The 16,959-nt window shown below is 69.8% G+C and carries 15 protein-coding genes; all 15 read right to left on the bottom strand.

Translation table 11 applies throughout. The features are described 5' to 3' along the window. Window positions 1-56: 56 nt before the first annotated feature. On the bottom strand, window positions 57-1,976 hold the full coding sequence (nuoL, locus tag AB0M79_RS18415; RefSeq protein WP_364214725.1) for an NADH-quinone oxidoreductase subunit L: 1,920 nt from the start codon (window positions 1,974-1,976) through the stop codon (window positions 57-59). Window positions 1,977-1,988: 12 nt separating this feature from the next. Further along, complete coding sequence (gene nuoK, locus AB0M79_RS18420) at window positions 1,989-2,303, bottom strand: NADH-quinone oxidoreductase subunit NuoK (RefSeq protein ID WP_212824468.1); 315 nt, start codon at window positions 2,301-2,303, stop codon at window positions 1,989-1,991. Beyond that, window positions 2,300-3,073, bottom strand: coding sequence for an NADH-quinone oxidoreductase subunit J (locus AB0M79_RS18425; protein WP_364214728.1), 774 nt, complete (start codon window positions 3,071-3,073; stop codon window positions 2,300-2,302). The genes nuoK and AB0M79_RS18425 overlap by 4 nt, the downstream gene beginning before the upstream one ends. Beyond that, a complete protein-coding gene (gene nuoI / locus AB0M79_RS18430) occupies window positions 3,070-3,654 on the bottom strand; it encodes an NADH-quinone oxidoreductase subunit NuoI (RefSeq protein ID WP_364214732.1) in 585 nt (194 codons plus the stop codon). Before nuoI ends, AB0M79_RS18425 begins: the two co-directional genes overlap by 4 nt. A gap of 1 nt (window position 3,655) precedes the next feature. Further along, window positions 3,656-5,074, bottom strand: coding sequence for an NADH-quinone oxidoreductase subunit NuoH (gene nuoH, locus AB0M79_RS18435; RefSeq protein WP_364214735.1), 1,419 nt, complete (start codon window positions 5,072-5,074; stop codon window positions 3,656-3,658). Next, window positions 5,071-7,548 carry an NADH-quinone oxidoreductase subunit G gene (locus AB0M79_RS18440; RefSeq protein WP_364214737.1) on the bottom strand — a complete coding sequence of 826 codons (2,478 nt, stop codon included), beginning with the start codon at window positions 7,546-7,548 and terminating at the stop codon, window positions 5,071-5,073. Before AB0M79_RS18440 ends, nuoH begins: the two co-directional genes overlap by 4 nt. Further along, window positions 7,548-8,864, bottom strand: a complete 1,317-nt coding sequence (nuoF, locus tag AB0M79_RS18445) for an NADH-quinone oxidoreductase subunit NuoF (protein ID WP_364214740.1) — start codon at window positions 8,862-8,864, stop codon at window positions 7,548-7,550. The genes AB0M79_RS18440 and nuoF overlap by 1 nt, the downstream gene beginning before the upstream one ends. Further along, window positions 8,861-9,874, bottom strand: coding sequence for an NADH-quinone oxidoreductase subunit NuoE (gene nuoE, locus AB0M79_RS18450; RefSeq protein ID WP_364214743.1), 1,014 nt, complete (start codon window positions 9,872-9,874; stop codon window positions 8,861-8,863). Before nuoE ends, nuoF begins: the two co-directional genes overlap by 4 nt. Further along, the gene (locus tag AB0M79_RS18455) at window positions 9,871-11,196 is read right to left on the bottom strand and encodes an NADH-quinone oxidoreductase subunit D (protein WP_357516503.1); all 1,326 of its coding nucleotides are present in this window, start codon (window positions 11,194-11,196) and stop codon (window positions 9,871-9,873) included. The genes nuoE and AB0M79_RS18455 overlap by 4 nt, the downstream gene beginning before the upstream one ends. A 22-nt stretch (window positions 11,197-11,218) precedes the next feature. Next, window positions 11,219-11,935: an NADH-quinone oxidoreductase subunit C gene (locus AB0M79_RS18460; protein ID WP_364214958.1), complete on the bottom strand. Its 717-nt coding sequence runs from the start codon at window positions 11,933-11,935 to the stop codon at window positions 11,219-11,221. A 23-nt stretch (window positions 11,936-11,958) separates the two neighbouring features. Then, complete coding sequence (locus tag AB0M79_RS18465; protein WP_212824486.1) at window positions 11,959-12,630, bottom strand: NADH-quinone oxidoreductase subunit B; 672 nt, start codon at window positions 12,628-12,630, stop codon at window positions 11,959-11,961. Window positions 12,631-12,638: 8 nt separating this feature from the next. Further along, window positions 12,639-13,004, bottom strand: a complete 366-nt coding sequence (locus AB0M79_RS18470) for an NADH-quinone oxidoreductase subunit A (protein WP_364214747.1) — start codon at window positions 13,002-13,004, stop codon at window positions 12,639-12,641. 92 nt (window positions 13,005-13,096) lie between these two features. Next, complete coding sequence (locus AB0M79_RS18475; protein ID WP_364214750.1) at window positions 13,097-14,374, bottom strand: geranylgeranyl reductase family protein; 1,278 nt, start codon at window positions 14,372-14,374, stop codon at window positions 13,097-13,099. 198 nt (window positions 14,375-14,572) lie between these two features. After that, window positions 14,573-15,265, bottom strand: a complete 693-nt coding sequence (locus AB0M79_RS18480; RefSeq protein WP_357540675.1) for a demethylmenaquinone methyltransferase — start codon at window positions 15,263-15,265, stop codon at window positions 14,573-14,575. 113 nt (window positions 15,266-15,378) lie between these two features. Then, window positions 15,379-16,914, bottom strand: a complete 1,536-nt coding sequence (locus tag AB0M79_RS18485; RefSeq protein WP_364214753.1) for a hypothetical protein — start codon at window positions 16,912-16,914, stop codon at window positions 15,379-15,381. Window positions 16,915-16,959 lie beyond the last annotated feature (45 nt).

A 16,959-nucleotide genomic window follows, 5' to 3' on the forward strand; every position in this document is an offset into this window, starting at 1 on the left:
CTTACCTCCGTTGTGAACGCAAGGTCCGCCGACACTGGCGGGCTGTACCTGGTACGTCACGCCAACCACCCCAACTGCAGCGCGAGGAACGCCGCGACGACGACCACGGCGCCGGCGAGCATCGACATCGCGTACGACCGTACGAAGCCGGTCTGGAGCCGGCGCAGGCGGCCCGATCCGCCGCCGATGGCGGCGGCGAGGCCGTTGACCGCACCGTCGATGCCCTTGTTGTCGAAGTAGACCAGGGCACGGGTGAGGAAGATGCCCGGCTTCTCGAAGACGACCTCGTTGAAGGCGTCGGCGTAGAGGTTGCGGCGGGCGGCGCTGACCAGCGGGCCGGCGGGCTGCTCCTGCAGGGCGGTGCCGTTGCGGAAGAGCATCCACGCCAGACCGACACCGAGCAGCGTGACCACGAGGGACAGGATGTTGATGACGGTGTGCGAGAGCACCCCGTGCGACTCGCCGTGGTCGCCGCCGAGGACCGGGGTCAGCCAGTCCGGCACCGACGACGCGAGGAGCGCACCGGCCCCGACCGAGCCGACGGCGAGCAGCACCAGCGGGACCGTCATGACCGGCGGGGACTCGTGCGGGTGCTCGATCTCGTCGGTCCAGCGCTTCGGCCCGTGGAAGGTGAGCACGAACAGGCGGGTCATGTAGAAGGCGGTGAGGCCGGCACCGAGCAGCGCGGCGCCGCCGAAGAGCCAGGATGTCCAGTCGCCGCGGTCGAACGCCGCCGCGATGATCGGCTCCTTGGAGAAGTAGCCGGACAGCGGCGGGAGGCCGATGATCGCCAGCCAGGCCAGCCCGAAGGTCGCCCAGGTGATCTTCATGTACTTCCACAGCCCGCCGAAGCGCCGGATGTCGGTCTGGTCGTGCATCCCGTGCATGACCGAGCCGGCACCGAGGAAGAGGCCGGCCTTGAAGAAGCCGTGCGCGAGCAGGTGGATGATCGCCAGCGCGTACGCCGCGCCGCCGAGCCCGACACCGAGGAACATGTAGCCGATCTGGGAGACCGTCGACCAGGCCAGGACCCGCTTGATGTCGTCCTTGGCGCAGCCGATGATGCAGCCGATCAGCAGGGTGAGCGCACCGATGCTGACCACCACCGTCTGGAGGGTGGTGTTGGCCGAGAAGATCGGGTTCGAGCGGGCGATCAGGTAGACGCCGGCGGTGACCATGGTGGCGGCGTGGATGAGCGCCGACACCGGGGTCGGGCCCTCCATCGCGTCCGGGAGCCAGGCCTGGAGCGGGAACTGGCCCGACTTTCCGGTCGCGCCGAGCAGGAGCAGCAGGCCCATCACCAGGACGGTGCCGGCGGCCAGGGCGCTGACGCCGTTGAAGACCTCGTCGTACTGGGTGGTGCCGAGGGTGGCGAACATGATGAAGATGGCGATGGCCAGACCGGCGTCACCGACCCGGTTCATCAGGAACGCCTTCTTGCCGGCGGTGGCCGCCGACGGCCGGTCGTACCAGAACGAGATCAGCAGGTACGACGCGACACCGACGCCTTCCCAACCGACGTACAGCATCACGTAGTTGTTGCCGAGCACCAGCAGCAGCATCGCGGCGACGAAGAGGTTGAAGAAGGCGAAGAACCGCCGCCGTCCCTCGTCGTGCGACATGTACCCGACCGCGTAGATGTGGATCAGGAAGCCGACGCCGGTGATCAGCAGTACGAACACCGCGGACAGCGGGTCGAAGAGCAGACCGAAGTCGACGTTGAAGCTGCCGACCGCGATGAAGTCCCACAGGCTCAGCTCGACCGACTTGTTGTCCAGGCCGCGGAGCTGGAAGAAATAGGTCAGCCCCAGCACGAAGGCGGCGCCGACGCTCGCCACACCGAGCCAGTGCCCCCACCGGTCGGCCCGGCGGCCGAGCAGCAGGAGGATCGCCGCGCTCGCCAGCGGGATGGCCACCAGCAGCCACACGCTGCTCAACAGCCCCGTGGCTTGGGCGTACTCCACAGTCTCGTCCACTCGAGGGCCCCTTTAGTACTTCAGCAGGTTCGCGTCGTCGACGCTCGCCGAGCGTCGAGTACGGAAGATCGACATGATGATGGCCAACCCGACCACGACCTCGGCGGCGGCGACCACCATCACGAAGAACGCCATGATCTGGCCGTTGAGGTCGCCGTTGATCCGGCTGAACGTGACCAGGCTCAGATTGGCGGCGTTGAGCATGAGCTCGACACACATGAACAGGACGATGGCGTTGCGCCGGATCAGCACACCCACCGCGCCGATGGTGAACAGCACCGCCGACAGGATCAGGTAGTGGTTCGGCGAGACGTCGAAGAAGCTCACTTCTCGGTCCCCTTCGGTGCGGTTTCGGAGGAGCTCAGCTCGCGCACCGGCAGGATCCGCGGGATGCTCCGCTCGCTGAGCGTCCCGTCGGGCAACCGGGCCGGGGTGGTGACCGACGACGACGTGGCGAAGACACCGGGACCGGGCTTCGGGCCCGGGTCGTTGCCGGGGGCGAAGCGGGCCTTCATCCGCTCGACCTGGGTGAGCCGCTCGCCCTTGCGCCGCTCGATGTGCGCCAGCACCATCGCGCCGACCGTCGCGACGATCAACAGCCCGCCGGAAAGTTCGAAGACGACGACGTAGTCGGTGAAGAGCAGGGCGGCGATGCCCTGCACGTTGCCGTTCGCGTTCGCCTCGTCGAGGCCGACCGCCTGCACGCTGCCGAGTCCGCGGGCGAGGCCGGCACCGACGAGCGCGGCGAACCCGATGCCGAGCACGACCGCGGCCAGCCGCTGCCCGCGCAGCGTCTCGATCAGCGAGTCGGACGAGTCCCGGCCGACGAGCATCAGCACGAAGAGGAACAGCATCATGATCGCGCCGGTGTAGACGATGATCTGCACCATGCCGATGAACGGCCCGGACTGGATGACGTAGAACGCACCCAGGCAGAGCATGGTGATGACCAGCCACAGCGCCGAGTGGACGGCGTTGCGGGCCAGCACCATGCCGAATGCCCCGACCAGCGCCAGCGGTGCCAGCACCCAGAACGCGATCTGCTCACCGGTGGAGACTCCGCCGGACGCCGCGAGCACCACCTGTGCGCTCGTCATTTGACCTCTCCAGTCGTTCCGGACCCGTCGACCGTGCCCGACTCCGACCAGGGCGCCCGTTCGGCGCCCGCCGAGGTGCCGGGGTTGGTCAGCGCGCCGACGTAGTAGTCCTTCTCCGAGTCGCCGAGACGCATCGGGTGCGGCGGCTGCTCCATGCCGGGCAGGAGCGGCGCCAGGAGCTGTTCCTTGGTGAAGATCAGATCCTGGCGCGAGTCGCGCGCCAACTCGTATTCGTTGCTCATCGTCAGCGACCGGGTCGGGCACGCCTCGATGCACAGTCCGCAGAAGATGCAGCGGGCGTAGTTGATCTGGTAGATGCTGGCGTAGCGCTCACCCGGTGAGAAGCGCTGCTCCTCGGTGTTGTCGCCGCCCTCGACGTAGATCGCGTCGGCCGGGCAGGCCCAGGCGCACAGCTCGCAGCCGATGCACTTCTCCAGCCCGTCCGGGTGCCGGTTGAGGATGTGCCGGCCGTGGTAGCGCGGTGCCGAGACCGGCGGCTTGAACGGGTAGTCGGTGGTGATGACCTTCCGGAACATGTGGGAGAAGGTCACCCCGAAGCCCTTGATGGATCCGAAGGCCATCTCACACCTCCTTGTCGGCCGGGCCGTTGGGGCTGGACTGGTCGGTGGCGCCCGGTCCGGTCTCGCCGGCGGCCGCGGTGTCGCCGCGGGCACCGGTCAGCGCGGGCTGCCGCTCGGCGACGTCGCGCCGGACCCGTGGGCTCGGTGGAACCTGTAGATCCATCGGCGGCAACGGGAAGCTGCCCTTGGGGCGGGCGGCGATCTGCTCCTCGAGCGAGATGGTGGGTTCCTTCTTGCCGGACGGCCAGAGCAGCGCCAGCAGCAGCACGACCACGACGATGCTGCCGATGATCAGGTACTGGGCGGGGCCACCCTCCTGCGTCTGCACGATCTTGATGCCGGCCAGAGCGAAGATCCAGAGCAGGCTGACCGGGATCAGGATCTTCCAGCCGAAGCGCATGAACTGGTCGTAGCGCAGCCGGGGCAGCGTGGCCCGCAGCCAGATGAAGCCGAAGAGCAGGAGCAGCACCTTGCCGAGGAACCACAGCATCGGCCACCAGCCGGAGTTGGCACCCTCCCAGAAGCTGATCGGCCACGGGGCCCGCCAGCCACCGAGGAACAGCGTGGTGCACAGCGCCGACACCGTGATCATGTTGATGTACTCGGCGAGGAAGAACATCGCGAACTTGAACGACGAGTATTCGGTGTGGAAGCCGCCGACCAGCTCGGACTCGGCCTCGGGCAGGTCGAACGGGGCCCGGTTGGTCTCACCGACCGCCGAGATGGCGTAGATGACGAAGCTCGGCGCGAGCAGTACGGCGTACCAGCCGGGCGCGGTCACCTCGAGGCCGAACAGGTTGATCGGATTGCCGTGCTCCTGCGCCCGGATGATCTCGGAGGTCGACATCGTGCCGGCGGTCATGAAGACCGCGACGATGGACAGCCCCATCGCCACCTCGTACGAGATCACCTGAGCGGTCGACCGGAGGCCGCCGAGCAGCGGGTAGGTCGAGCCGGACGCCCAACCGGCGAGCACGATGCCGTAGACGCCGATGGAGGCGCAGGCGAGCACCAGCAGGACCGAGACGGGCGTGTCGGTCAGCTGGAGCGGGGTCCGCTGGCCGAAGATCGACACCATCGGGCCGAAGGGAATGACGGCGAACGCGGTGAACGCGCAGGTGGCCGAGATCACCGGCGCGAGGAAGTAGACGACCTTGTCGGCCGTCTTCGGGATGATCTCTTCCTTGAACGGCAGCTTCAGGCCGTCGGTGAGCGACTGGAACCAGCCGTTCGGCCCGACCTGGTTGGGGCCCGGCCGGACCGCCATCCGGGCCACGACCTTGCGCTCGTAGTTGATCGTGAAGAGGGTCAGCAGGAGCAGCATCACGAACACGGCGACGATCTTGAGCAGGACGAGCCACCAGACGTCCTTGCCGAAGTCTTCGAGTGTCGGACTCTGCGCCAGATAGGTGGTGATCACTGAACGGCTCCCTCAGTGCTCTGCTGCGCCAGGAGAGGTCCGCCGGCGCCGGCGGAGACCCGTACGACCGCGCCGGACGTCGCGCCGAGGCTGCGCCGTACGGTCGCGCCGGGCGAGTTGGTCGGCAGCCAGACCACACCGTCCGGCATCTCGGTGATCTCGGCCGGCAGGGTCAGCGCGCCACGGTCGGTGCCGACCGTGACCGCCTCGCCGTCGGCCACCCCGAGCGTCTCGGCGAGCGCCTTGCCGATCCGGACCACCGGCACCCGGGCCGTACCCGCCAGCACCTCGTCGCCGTCGAGCAGGCTGCCCAGGTCGACCAGGTGGTGCCAGGTGGCGAGGACCGCCTCGCCAGCACCGACCGCCGGAAGCGCGGCCGGCGCGACGGCCGGCACCTCGGCCGGCGCGGAGGTGGTGGCCGGCAGGGATCCCAGCTCGCGGCGGATGCTGTTGACGTCACCGGTGCCCAGCGTCACGTCGAGCTGGGCGGCGAGGGCGTCGAGCACCCGGGCGTCGGTCATCGACGCGGTGTTGAGGACCGCCTCGAAGGTGCGCAGCCGGCCCTCCCAGTCGACGAAGCTGCCGGCCTTCTCGACCACCGGCGCGACCGGGAACACCACGTCCGCGCGGCGGCTGACCGCGCTCTTGCGCAGCTCCAGGCTGACCAGGAACGGCACCTTGTCGAGGGCTTCCTCGGCCAGCCGGGGGTCGGCCAGGTCGGCCGGGTCGACCCCGGCGACGAGCAGCGCGCCGAGTTCGCCCGCCGCGGCGGCGGCGACGATCCCGTCGGTGTCGCGGCCGGGCCGGCTGGGCAGGACCCCGGCGGCGAGGTCCCACAGGCCGGCCAGCTCCGAGCGGGCGGCCGGGTCGGCGACCGGGCGGGCGCCGGGCAGCAGGTTGGGCAGGCAACCGGCGTCGACCGCGCCCCGGTCTCCGGCGCGACGCGGCACCCAGGCCAGCTTCGCCCCGGTACGCGCCGCCAGCGCCGCGGCCGCCGACAACCCACCGGGTACGGCGGCGAGCCGCTCGCCGACCAGCAGGACGGCGCCCTCGTGGCGCAGCGCGTCGGCGACCTTCGGGTCCTCGGCCAGCAGCCGGGCCTCGTCGCCGGGCACCGTGGCGGTGACCGTGGCGCCGATCTTCGCCAGCCCACGGGTGACGTACGGCGCCAGCGCGTGCACCAGCAGCTTGCGCTTGGTGTACGCCTTGCGCAGCCGCAGGAAGAGGATCGGGCACTCCTCCTCCGGCTCCAGCCCGACGATCACGACCGCCGGCGCCTTCTCGACGTCGGCGTAGGTGACCGTGTTGGTGCCGACCACGGAGGAGGCGAGGAACTCGGTCTCCTCGGCCGACAGCGGCCGGGCCCGGAAGTCGATGTCGTTGGTGTTGAGCGCGATCCGGGCGAACTTGGCGTAGGCGTAGGCGTCCTCGACGGTCAGCCGGCCACCGGTCAGTACGCCGACGCCCCGGCCGCCGTCACGGGCGGCGCGCAGTCCGTCGGCGGCGATCGCCAGCGCCTCGCTCCACGCCGCCTCGCGCAGCTCGCCCGTCTTGGCGTCCCGTACGAGCGGGGTGGTGAGGCGGTCGAAGGCGTTCGCGTACTGGAAGCCCCACCGGCCCTTGTCGCAGTTCCACTCCTCGTTCACCGCCGCGTCGTCACCGGCGAGCCGGCGCAACACCTTGCCCCGCCGCCAGTCGGTGCGCTGGGCGCAACCGGCGGAGCAGTGCTCACACACGCTCGGCGTCGACACCAGGTCGAACGGGCGGGCCCGGAAGCGGTACTGGGCTCCGGTCAGCGCGCCGACCGGGCAGATCTGCACCGTGTTGCCGGAGAAGTACGAGTTGAACGGCACGTCACCGGACTCGTCGTCCGTGGGCTCGGCGCCGTAGTAGTCGTCCCGGTAGACGTTGATCTCCTCGGCCGAGGAGCGTCCCATCAGGTCGATGAACTTGTCGCCCGCGATCTCCTCGGAGAAGCGGGTGCAGCGCTGGCAGAGAACGCACCGCTCGCGGTCGAGCAGGACCTGCGACGAGATGTTGATCGGCTTCTCGTACTCGCGCTTGTGCTCGTGGAACCGCGACTCGGCGCGCCCGGTCGACATCGCCTGGTTCTGCAGCGGGCACTCGCCGCCCTTGTCACACATCGGGCAGTCGAGCGGGTGGTTGACCAGCAGCAGCTCCATGATCCCCTCCTGCGCCTTCTTGGCGACCGGAGAGGTGAGCTGGGTACGGACGACCATGCCCTCGGCGACCGTCTGGGTGCACGAGGCGACCGGCTTACGCTGGCCCTCCACATCGACCAGGCACTGCCGGCAGGCCCCGGCGGGAGCCAGCAGCGGGTGGTCGCAGAACCGTGGGATCTCGATGCCCATCTGCTCGGCGACCCGGATGAGCAGCGCACCCTTGGGGGCCGTCACCTCGATGCCGTCGATGGTGAGCGTGACCGTGTCCGCGGCCTTGGCTACGTCCGTCATTAGTGCGCTCCGACCAGAGTCTTCTCGGACAACCTCGGCGCCCGGCGGCCTTCGATGTAGTCGAGGTAGTCCTGCTTGAAGTACTGCAGCGACGAGGTCACCGAGCTGGTGGCGCCGTCACCGAGACCGCAGAAGGAGCGGCCCAGGATGTTGTCGCAGGTGTCGAGCAGGGTGTCCAGGTCTTCGTGGGTGCCCTGGCCGGCCAGGATCCGGCGGTAGACCCGCACCATCCAGTAGTTGCCCTCGCGGCACGGGGTGCACTTGCCGCACGACTCGTGGTGGTAGAACTCCAGCCACCGGTACGTCGCGTAGACCGGGCAGTCCTGGTCGGAGAAGATCTGCGTCGCCGTCGTGCCGAGGATCGAGCCGGCGGCGGACACCCCCTCGAAGTCGAGGGGCACGTCGAGGTGGTCGGCGGTGAGCAGCGGGGTGGAGGAGCCACCCGGCGTCCAGAACCGCAGGTTGTGCCCGGGCTGCATGCCGCCGGCCAGCTCGATCAGCTCGCGCAGCGTGATGCCCATCGAGCACTCGTACTGGCCGGGGTTGGCGATCCGGCCGGACAGCGAGTAGATCATCGGCCCGGACGACTTCTCGGTGCCCATCGTCTTCCACCAGGCGCTGCCACCGAGCACGATGTACGGCACGCTGGCGATGGTGCCGACGTTGTTGACCACCGTCGGGCTGGCGTAGAGGCCGTGGGTCGCCGGGAAGGGCGGGCGCAGCCGGGGCTGGCCACGGAAGCCCTCCAGCGAGTCGAGGAGCGCGGTCTCCTCGCCGCAGATGTACGCGCCGGCGCCGCTGTGCACGACCAGTTCCAGGTCGAAGCCGGAGCCGAGGATGTTGCGGCCGAGGTAGCCCGCCTTGTGCGCCTCGGCGACCGCGTGGCGCAGCCGGCGGGCGGCGTGCACCGCCTCGCCGCGGATGTAGATGTAGGCGCGGTTGGCCCGGATCGCGTACGAGGCGATGATGACGCCCTCGATCAGCGAGTGCGGGTCGTGGGTCATCAGGGGCAGGTCCTTGCAGGTGCCCGGCTCGCCCTCGTCGGCGTTGACCACGAGGTAGTGCGGCTTGCCGTCGTTCTGCGGGATGAAGCCCCACTTCAGACCGGTCGGGAAGCCGGCGCCGCCGCGGCCGCGCAGCCCCGAGTCCTTGATCAGTTGGATCAGGTCGTCCGGGTCGGCCTTGATCGCCTTGCGCAGCGCGGCGTACCCGTCGAGCCGCTCGTAGACGTCGAGCCGCCAGGCGTCCGGCGACAGCCAGCGCTTGGTCAGGACCGGGGTCAGCTTCTCCAGCGTCTCCCGCCGAGGCGTGGTCACTTCTCGGCCTCCGCTTCCTTCGATCCCTCGAGATTGGCCTGCCGGGCTCCGCCGTCGTCGCCGGCCGGCTTGGCGTCGCTGGCCGGCTTGTTGCTGGCGACACCGGCCGCCTCGGCTGCCTTCGCGTCGCCGGGCGCCGGCGGGGTGCCGTCGACCGGGGGCGTCGTGCCCGGCGCGTCGGGAACCGGCGTCGCGGCGTCCGGCGACCGGGTCTCGGCCGTACGCACCTGGGGCGACTTGCCGTCGGGCGCCTTCACGTCCGGGGCGGTGGTGGCGGTCGCGGCGGCGGGCCGGGTGGTCGGGGGCGCCGGCTTGTCGCCGGCGTCCTTGCTCCGGATCGGCGTGTTCGGGTCGAAGTCGCGGACCGCGATGCCGTGCTCCTGGGCCAGCCGCAGACCGCGCAGCGTCGCGTCGCCGGCCGGGCCGTCGGCGACCGCACCCTCGCGGGTGTCGGCGAAGCCGGCGAGCTGGAGCGACATCTCCTTGAGCGTGCAGAGCCGCGCACCCCGGGTCGGCATCGGCTGCTTGCCGGCCCGCAGTTCCTCGACGATGCCGGTGGCGACGTCGGGGTCGACCTTGTCGAAGAAGTCGTAGTTGACGGTCATGACCGGCCCGTAGTCGCAGGCGGCGAGGCACTCCGCGTGCTCCAGGGTGATGGTGCCGTCGGCGGTGGTCTGGTCGTGCCCGACCTCGAGCAGTTCGCTGAGGGTGTCGAAGACCTTCTGGCCACCGAGCACGTCGCACATGGTGTTGGTGCAGACGCTCACCAGGTAGTCGCCGGTCGGCCGGCGCTTGTACATGGTGTAGAACGTCGCCACCGCGCCGACCTGCGCCTTGTTGATGCCGAGCACCTCGGCACAGAACTCGACGCCGGCCGGGGAGACGTAGCCCTCCTCGGACTGCACCAGGTGCAGCAGCGGCAGCAGTGCGGAGCGGGACCGGTCGGCCGGGTAGCGGCTGATGATCTCAGCGGCCCGGGCCCGGGTCTGCTCGTCGAACGGCACACTCATCGGTCACACCCACCCATCACCGGGTCCAGCGAAGCGCCGCCCGCGATCACGTCGGCCAGCAGTGCGCCCTCGGACATGGCCGGGATCGCCTGGAGGTTGACGAAGCTCGGCTCCCGGAAGTGCACCCGGTAGGGCCGGGTGCCTCCGTCGGAGACGGCATGTGCGCCCAGCTCACCGCGGGGCCCTTCGATCGGGACGTAGACCTGTCCGGGCGGCACCCGGAAGCCCTCCGTCACCAGCTTGAAGTGGTGGATCAGCGACTCCATCGACTGACCCATGATCTTGGCGACGTGCTCCAGCGAGTTGCCCATGCCGTCGACGCCGATCGCGAGCTGCGCCGGCCAGGCGATCTTCTTGTCGGCGACCATGATCGGGCCCGGCCGGAGCCGGTCGACCGCCTGCCGAATGATCTTCATCGACTCGCGGGTCTCGGCCAGCCGTACCTGGTAGCGGCCCCACACGTCGGCGCTGGTCGCGGTCGGGACGTTGAAGTCGTACGTCTCGTAGCCGCAGTACGGCATCGTCTTGCGCAGGTCCCAGGCCAGGCCCGCGGAGCGCAGCACCGGACCGGTGACACCCATCGCGAGGCAACCGGTCACGTCGAGGACGCCGACGTTCTGGGTGCGTCCCTTCCAGATGACGTTGTCGCTCAGCATCGCCTCGTATTCGGCGAGGCGCTTGGGCAGGTAGTCGAGCAACTCGTCGATCTTCTTGATCGCCTCGTCCGGCACGTCCTGGGCGACGCCGCCCGGCCGTACGTAGGCCATGTTCATCCGCAGGCCGGAGCAGAGCTCGAAGATGTCCAGGACGTACTCGCGCTCGCGGAAGCCGTAGAGCATCAGCGAGATCGCCCCCAACTCCATGCCGGTCGTGGCGAACCAGACCATGTGCGAGGAGATCCGGTTGAGCTCCATCATCAGCACGCGGATGGTGGTGGCCCGCTCGGTGATCTGCTCCTCGATGCCGAGCAGCTTCTCCACCGCCAGCGAGTACGCGGTCTCGTTGAAGATCGGGGCCAGGTAGTCCATCCGGGTCACGAAGGTCGTGCCCTGCACCCAGTTGCGGTATTCGAGGTTCTTCTCGATACCGGTGTGCAGGTAGCCGACGATCGGCCGGACCTCGGTGACCGTCTCGCCCTCGAGCTCCAGCACCAGCCGGAGCACGCCGTGCGTCGACGGGTGCTGGGGACCCAGGTTGACCACGATCCGCTCGTCGCTGAGCGGGTCGACGCCCTCGACGACGGTGTCCCAGTCGCCGCCGGTGACGTTGAACACCTTGCCCTCGGTGGTCTCCCGCTCGGTCGCGTAACCGGGAGTGCTCATACCGCCACCTCGTTACGGTCGATCACTGGTAGGACCTCCGCTCGTCCGGAGGGGGAATCTCCGCGCCCTTGTACTCCACCGGCACGCCGCCGAGCGGGTAGTCCTTGCGCTGGGGGTGCCCCTCCCAGTCGTCCGGCATCAGGATCCGGGTGAGTCCCGGGTGGCCGTCGAAGAGGACCCCGAACATGTCGTACGCCTCCCGCTCCTGCCAGTTGGCGGTCGGGTAGACGGAGCAGACGCTCGGCACGTGCGGGTGCTCGGCCGTCACCGCGACCTCCAGCCGCACGATCCGGCGGTAGGTCATCGAGGTCAGCTGGTAGACGACGTGCAGCCGACGCTCGTCGGAGCCGAGGTAGTCCACCCCCGACAGAGACGAGAGCAGCTCGAACCGCAGCGCCTCGTCGTCGCGCATCACCTGGCAGACCTCGACGATCCGCTCCGGGCGTACGTGGAGGGTCAGTTCGTTCCGGTCGACGACGACCTTCTCGATCGCGTCGGCGAACCCGGGGTACGCCTCTTCGAGGGCGTCGCGGACCTCGTCGAAGTAGCCGCCGTACGGCCGGGGGCTGTCGATGATCCCGACCTTGCGGCGGACCAGGCCGCCGAAGCCCGAGGTGTCACCGGAGCCGTGGATGCCGAACATGCCGCGGCCGGCACCGCTGGCCGGCGGGAACTCGGCCGGGGCGCCGCTGGTCGCGCCGACCGGTGGCGCCGCCACCGGTACGCCGCCGCCGGGCACCTCGCTGGTCTTGTTGGGCTCGCTCAACGGGCACCCCCGCGGATGTGGTTCTGCGCCTTCATCCAGTTCTCGATGCGGAGCTGTTCCTCACGGCCCTCGCGGACCGCCTGCTCCCACTCGGCCCGCCGGGCCTTGTCGGAGCGGTACGACGACGGCATGGCGCCGGGCGCCACGACCGGTACGTCCCCACGCGCCTCGCGGGCGGCCAGCATCTTGCGGCCGTTCGGGCCGAGCGGCTGGGCCATCACCTTCTCGCGCATCTTGAGGATGGCGTCGATCAGCATCTCCGGGCGCGGCGGGCAGCCGGGCAGGTACATGTCCACCGGGATGATGTGGTCGACGCCCTGCACGAGCGCGTAGTTGTTGAACATGCCGCCGGAGGAGGCGCACACGCCCATCGAGATGACCGAACGCGGCTCCGGCATCTGGTCGTAGATCTGCCGTACGACCGGGGCCATCTTCTGGCTCACCCGGCCGGCGACGATCATCAGGTCGGCCTGCCGGGGCGAGGCCCGGAAGACCTCCATGCCCCAGCGGCCCAGGTCGTAGTGAGGGCCGCCGGCGGCCATCATCTCGATGGCGCAGCAGGCAAGACCGAAGGTGGCGCCCCAGAAGGACGACTTACGCGCCCAGTTGGAAAGCTTCTCCACCGACGTGAGCAGGATGCCGCTCGGCAGCTTCTCCTCGATACCCATGGCGAACCTCAGTTCCAGTCCAGGCCGCCGCGCCGCCACTCGTAGGCGTACGCGATGGAGACCATGCCGATGAACAGGACCATCTCGACGAACCCGAACAGGCCGAGCGCGTCGAAGTGCACGGCCCACGGGAAGAGAAAGATGATCTCGATGTCGAAGATGATGAACAACATCGCGGTCAGGTAGAACTTGATCGGGAACCGTCCACCACCGACCGGCTGTGGGGACGGCTCGATGCCGCACTCGTACGCCTCGAGCTTGGCCCGGTTGAACCGCTTGGGGCCGACGATCGGAGCGATGCCCACGGAGAAGAGTGCGAAGAGGGCACCGAGGGTCAGCAGACCCACGATTGGCACCCACACGGAGAGTGACATCGTCTCCTCCTGCCGTCCTCACTTTTGCCTGATCGGATTTCACACTATTCGTACTTGTTACAGCTGTTCCGGCCGGGGGCCGTGATCGCGGATCACACGGCGGGAGCGACCCTGGTCATGGCGTTGATGACCCGGTCCATGGCGTCACCGCCACGTGGATCGGTCAGGTTGGCGAGCAGCTTCAGCACGAATCGCATCAGCAGCGGGTGCGGCATGCCGTGCCGGGTGGCCATCTTCATGATCTCGGGCCGGCCGATCAGCTTCACGAAGATGCCGCCGAGGCGGTAGTAGCCGCCGTAGCGGCTCTTCAGCTCGGTCGGGTAAAAGGCGAGCGCCCGCTCCCGCTCGGGGCCGGCGGAGCGGGCCAGCGCCTGGACGGCGACCTCGGCGGCCAGTTCGCCGGACTCCATCGCGTAGGCGATGCCCTCGCCGTTGAACGGGTTGACCATGCCGCCCGAGTCGCCGACCAGCAGGACGCCGCGGGTGTAGTGCGGCACCCGGTTGAAGCCCATCGGCAGCGCCGCGCCGAGGATCGGGCCGTCGGCGTTGGCCTCGTCGGTCATCCCCCAGTCTTCCGGGGTGTTGGCGAGCCAGTCGGTCAGCAGCCGGCGGTAGTTGGTCTTGCCGAACGCCGAGGAGGAGTTGAGCACGCCGAGCCCGACGTTGACCCGGCCGTCGCCCATACCGAAGATCCAGCCGTAGCCGGGCAGCAGCTTGTCGGGGTTCTCCTTGCTGCGCAGCTCCAGCCAGGATTCGAGGTAGTTGTCGTCGTGCCGCAGCGGCGAGCGGTAGTAGCGGCGGACCGCGACACCGATCGGTCGGTCCTCGCGCTTGGCGAGGCCCATCGCCAGCGGGAACCGGCCGGACACGCCGTCGGCGGCGACGATCAGCGGGGCGTGGAAGGTGACCGGCGCCTTGTCGGGGCCGGACTCCGCAGTCACGCCGACCGCGCGCCCGGCGTCGTCGAGCACCGGGGCGAGGACGTTGACGTTGGTGCGCAGTTCGACGCCCGCGCCGACGGCCTGCCGGGCGAGCAGGTCGTCGAAGTCGAGGCGGGTGCGGACCAGGCCGTAGTTGGGGAAGCTGGCCAGGTCGGGCCAGTCGAGTTCGAGGCGTACGCCGCCACCGATGACCCGCAGCCCGCGGTTGTGCAGCCAGCCGGCCTCGGGCGAGGTGTCGATGCCCATCTTCACGAGCTGCTTGACGGCCCGCGGGGTCAGCCCGTCGCCGCAGACCTTCTCGCGCGGGAACTCGGTCTTCTCCAGCAGCAGCACCCGCAGCCCGTGGCGGGCAAGGTGGTAGGCCGTCGTCGAACCGCCCGGTCCGGCACCGACGACGATGACGTCGGCGTCGTGCTGAGTCGTGGCCATCTGCGCCTCCCTCCCGACCGCTCGTGAAACTCTTCACAAGCCTGATCCCGGGAGAGTCTAAGACCGAGCTGTACGCCCCTTACTGGTTAGGCATACCTAACCAAGCGAGGTGACAGCCCTGAACGGGCATCCGCCAGAAATCGACCAGCAATGGTCACGCAACGTACCCGAACCGCTCCGCTACGCTGCTTCCCGAGGTCAGACCCGGGTCGCCCGGTGCAGCGCCACCACGCCCCCGCTGAGGTTGCGCCAGGCCACCTTCGCCCAGCCCGAGTCCATGATCCGGGCCGAGAGTCCGGCCTGGTCCGGCCACGCCCGGATCGACTCGGCGAGGTAGACGTAGGCGTCCGGGTTGCTGGACACCGCGCGGGCCACCGCCGGCAGCGACCGCATCAGGTACGACAGGTAGACGGTGCGGAACGCCCGGCTCGTCGGGTGACTGAACTCGCACACCACGAGCCGGCCGCCCGGCCGGGTCACCCGGGCCAGTTCACGCAGGGCGGCACCGGTGTCGACCATGTTGCGCAGCGCGAACGAGATGGTCACCGCGTCGAAGGTCGCGTCGGCGAACGGCAGCCGCAGCGCGTCACCGGCCAGCAGTGGCACGTCGGGGCGTACCCGGCGACCGGCCAGCAGCATGCCGAGCGACAGGTCGACACCCACCGCGTACGCGCCGGAGCGGGCCAGTTCCTCGGTCGACACCCCGGTGCCGGCGCCGAGGTCGAGCACCCGGTCGCCGGGACGCAGCCCGAGCGCCGACCGGGTGGCCCGGCGCCAGCCGCGGTCCTGGCCGAACGAGAGGACGGTGTTGGTCAGGTCGTATCTCGAGGCGACGCCGTCGAACATCGCGGCGACCTCGTGCGGCTGCTTGTCTAGCTGAGCGCGGGACACGGGTCAACTCTGCCAGCATCGTGACCGGACCCGACAGCCGCCCCGGTACGGCCGCGGGCGCCGGCGGTCAGACCGCCGGCGCCCGTGAGTACCGTCCTGAGTGGGCGTACGCCCTACTTGTCCTCGGTCGGGGTGACCAGGACCACCCGGCGCCGCCGGGCGAGCACGAGCAGCACACCGCCCACCACGGCGACCAGCAGGCCGGCGCCGCCGAGCACGGTCGCCTGCACACCGGTCACCGGCAGCCCGCCGCCACCGCCCGAACCGCCGCCCGGACCTTCACCCGGACCCGCGCCGGACGCGGTGATGCTGATCGGCGCGACGTTGTCCTCCGGTGCCGACTCCGGCGAAGCGAAGGTGTTGCCGACCGTGATCTGCCCGTCGGTGCCGACCTGCTCCGCGTCGATGCGGAACTTCAGCGCGAAGGACGTCGTCTCCCCGACCCCCAGTTCACCGTCGAGCCCGCAGACCAGGCCGCCGTCCTTCTCGACGCACGACGGAACGATGCCCTCCTCGGGCAGCAGTGCCGTGGTGCCCTCCGGGGCCCGTACCTCGAACAGCGGGCTGCTGGTCGCCGGACCCTTGTTCGTCGCCTCGAACTCGACCTCCACGGTGTCGCCGACCGCGCCGGTCGCCGGCGTGCTGGTGACCGACAGGTCGACCGGGTTGCGGCCGGTGACCACGGCGAACTGCACGGCGTTGTCGGACGGGTCGACGTCGCGGCGTACCTTCTCGTCGGCCGCCTCGACCACGGTGTCCTGGTCGGCGGACCGGGCGGCCAGCGGCCGCACGTTCGGGCTGGCCTTGCCGTTGGCGTAGCCGACGACCCAGCCGCCGGAGAGTCCGACCGGCCCGGGAGCGTCGGCGGCCACCTTGACCTTCATCGGCCGGACCATCATGAAGATCTCGCCGGGCGCCACGATGCGGGCGTCGCGCCGGCACGACGCGACGGTGTTCTCGTCGTTGTACTTGCAGCCGGGCCGCTGGTCGGCGAACGTCACGTACGGCGGCAGCGCGATCTCGAAGGTCACGCCCTGCACCGTGTCCCGGCCCGCGTTGTACAGCGCCCAGTGCAGGTCGCCGGTCCCGCCGGGAGCCACCGGGGTGTTGTCGGCGTAGTCGGCGTAGACGTCCCGGGCGACCGCCGTCAGGTCGAGGCCGCGGGGAACCGCCTCGACGTTGACGGTCTGGGTGTTGTTCGCCGCGTTCGGGTCGGCGGTCACCGCGTTCACCGTGACGGTGAACGAGCCCGCGGAACCCTTGCGCTTCGGGGTGGCGGCGAACAGGGCCGGGAAGTCCGTCACCGTCGTACCGTTGGCCAGCTCACCGAGTTCGCAGGTGACCTTGGTCGGCCCGTCCTCCTCGCAACCCGGCCCGGACGGCAGGCCGAAGAACAGCACGTTCTGGTCGATGTTGCCGGCGTCGATGGTGACCTTCACGCCCTGCGCGGCGTCGGGTCCGTCGTTCGACAGCCGTACGAAGAACTGTTTCACCGTGGCGTAGCTGACCACCCGCTCGCCGCTGACGGCGAGGTTGAGGTCGGCTGACGAGGTGTCTTCCGGGGCCGCGGCGGCCGGCGTGGCGGCGAGCGTGGCGGCCACGAGCGCCGCGGCCAGACCAGCGGCGGCACGCGGGATGCGGGGGTGCATGGGTCCTCCGGGAATCGGGGCGTTACCAGGGAGGGGGAGGTGGAG

It is taken from the genome of Polymorphospora sp. NPDC051019, assembly GCF_040683055.1.
GTDB lineage: Bacteria > Actinomycetota > Actinomycetes > Mycobacteriales > Micromonosporaceae > Polymorphospora > Polymorphospora lycopeni.

Excerpts from the sequence above, each read along its gene's own strand:
- AB0M79_RS18475 (WP_364214750.1), bottom strand. The coding sequence starts at position 14,374 with ATGGCCACGACTCAGCACGACGCCGACGTCATCGTCGTCGGTGCCGGA.
- AB0M79_RS18455 (WP_357516503.1), bottom strand. The coding sequence starts at position 11,196 with ATGAGCACTCCCGGTTACGCGACCGAGCGGGAGACCACCGAGGGCAAG.
- AB0M79_RS18440 (WP_364214737.1), bottom strand. The coding sequence starts at position 7,548 with ATGACGGACGTAGCCAAGGCCGCGGACACGGTCACGCTCACCATCGAC.
- nuoE (WP_364214743.1), bottom strand. The coding sequence starts at position 9,874 with ATGAGTGTGCCGTTCGACGAGCAGACCCGGGCCCGGGCCGCTGAGATC.
- AB0M79_RS18470 (WP_364214747.1), bottom strand. The coding sequence starts at position 13,004 with ATGTCACTCTCCGTGTGGGTGCCAATCGTGGGTCTGCTGACCCTCGGT.
- AB0M79_RS18425 (WP_364214728.1), bottom strand. The coding sequence starts at position 3,073 with ATGACGAGCGCACAGGTGGTGCTCGCGGCGTCCGGCGGAGTCTCCACC.
- nuoI (WP_364214732.1), bottom strand. The coding sequence starts at position 3,654 with ATGGCCTTCGGATCCATCAAGGGCTTCGGGGTGACCTTCTCCCACATG.
- AB0M79_RS18485 (WP_364214753.1), bottom strand. The coding sequence starts at position 16,914 with ATGCACCCCCGCATCCCGCGTGCCGCCGCTGGTCTGGCCGCGGCGCTC.
- AB0M79_RS18465 (WP_212824486.1), bottom strand. The coding sequence starts at position 12,630 with ATGGGTATCGAGGAGAAGCTGCCGAGCGGCATCCTGCTCACGTCGGTG.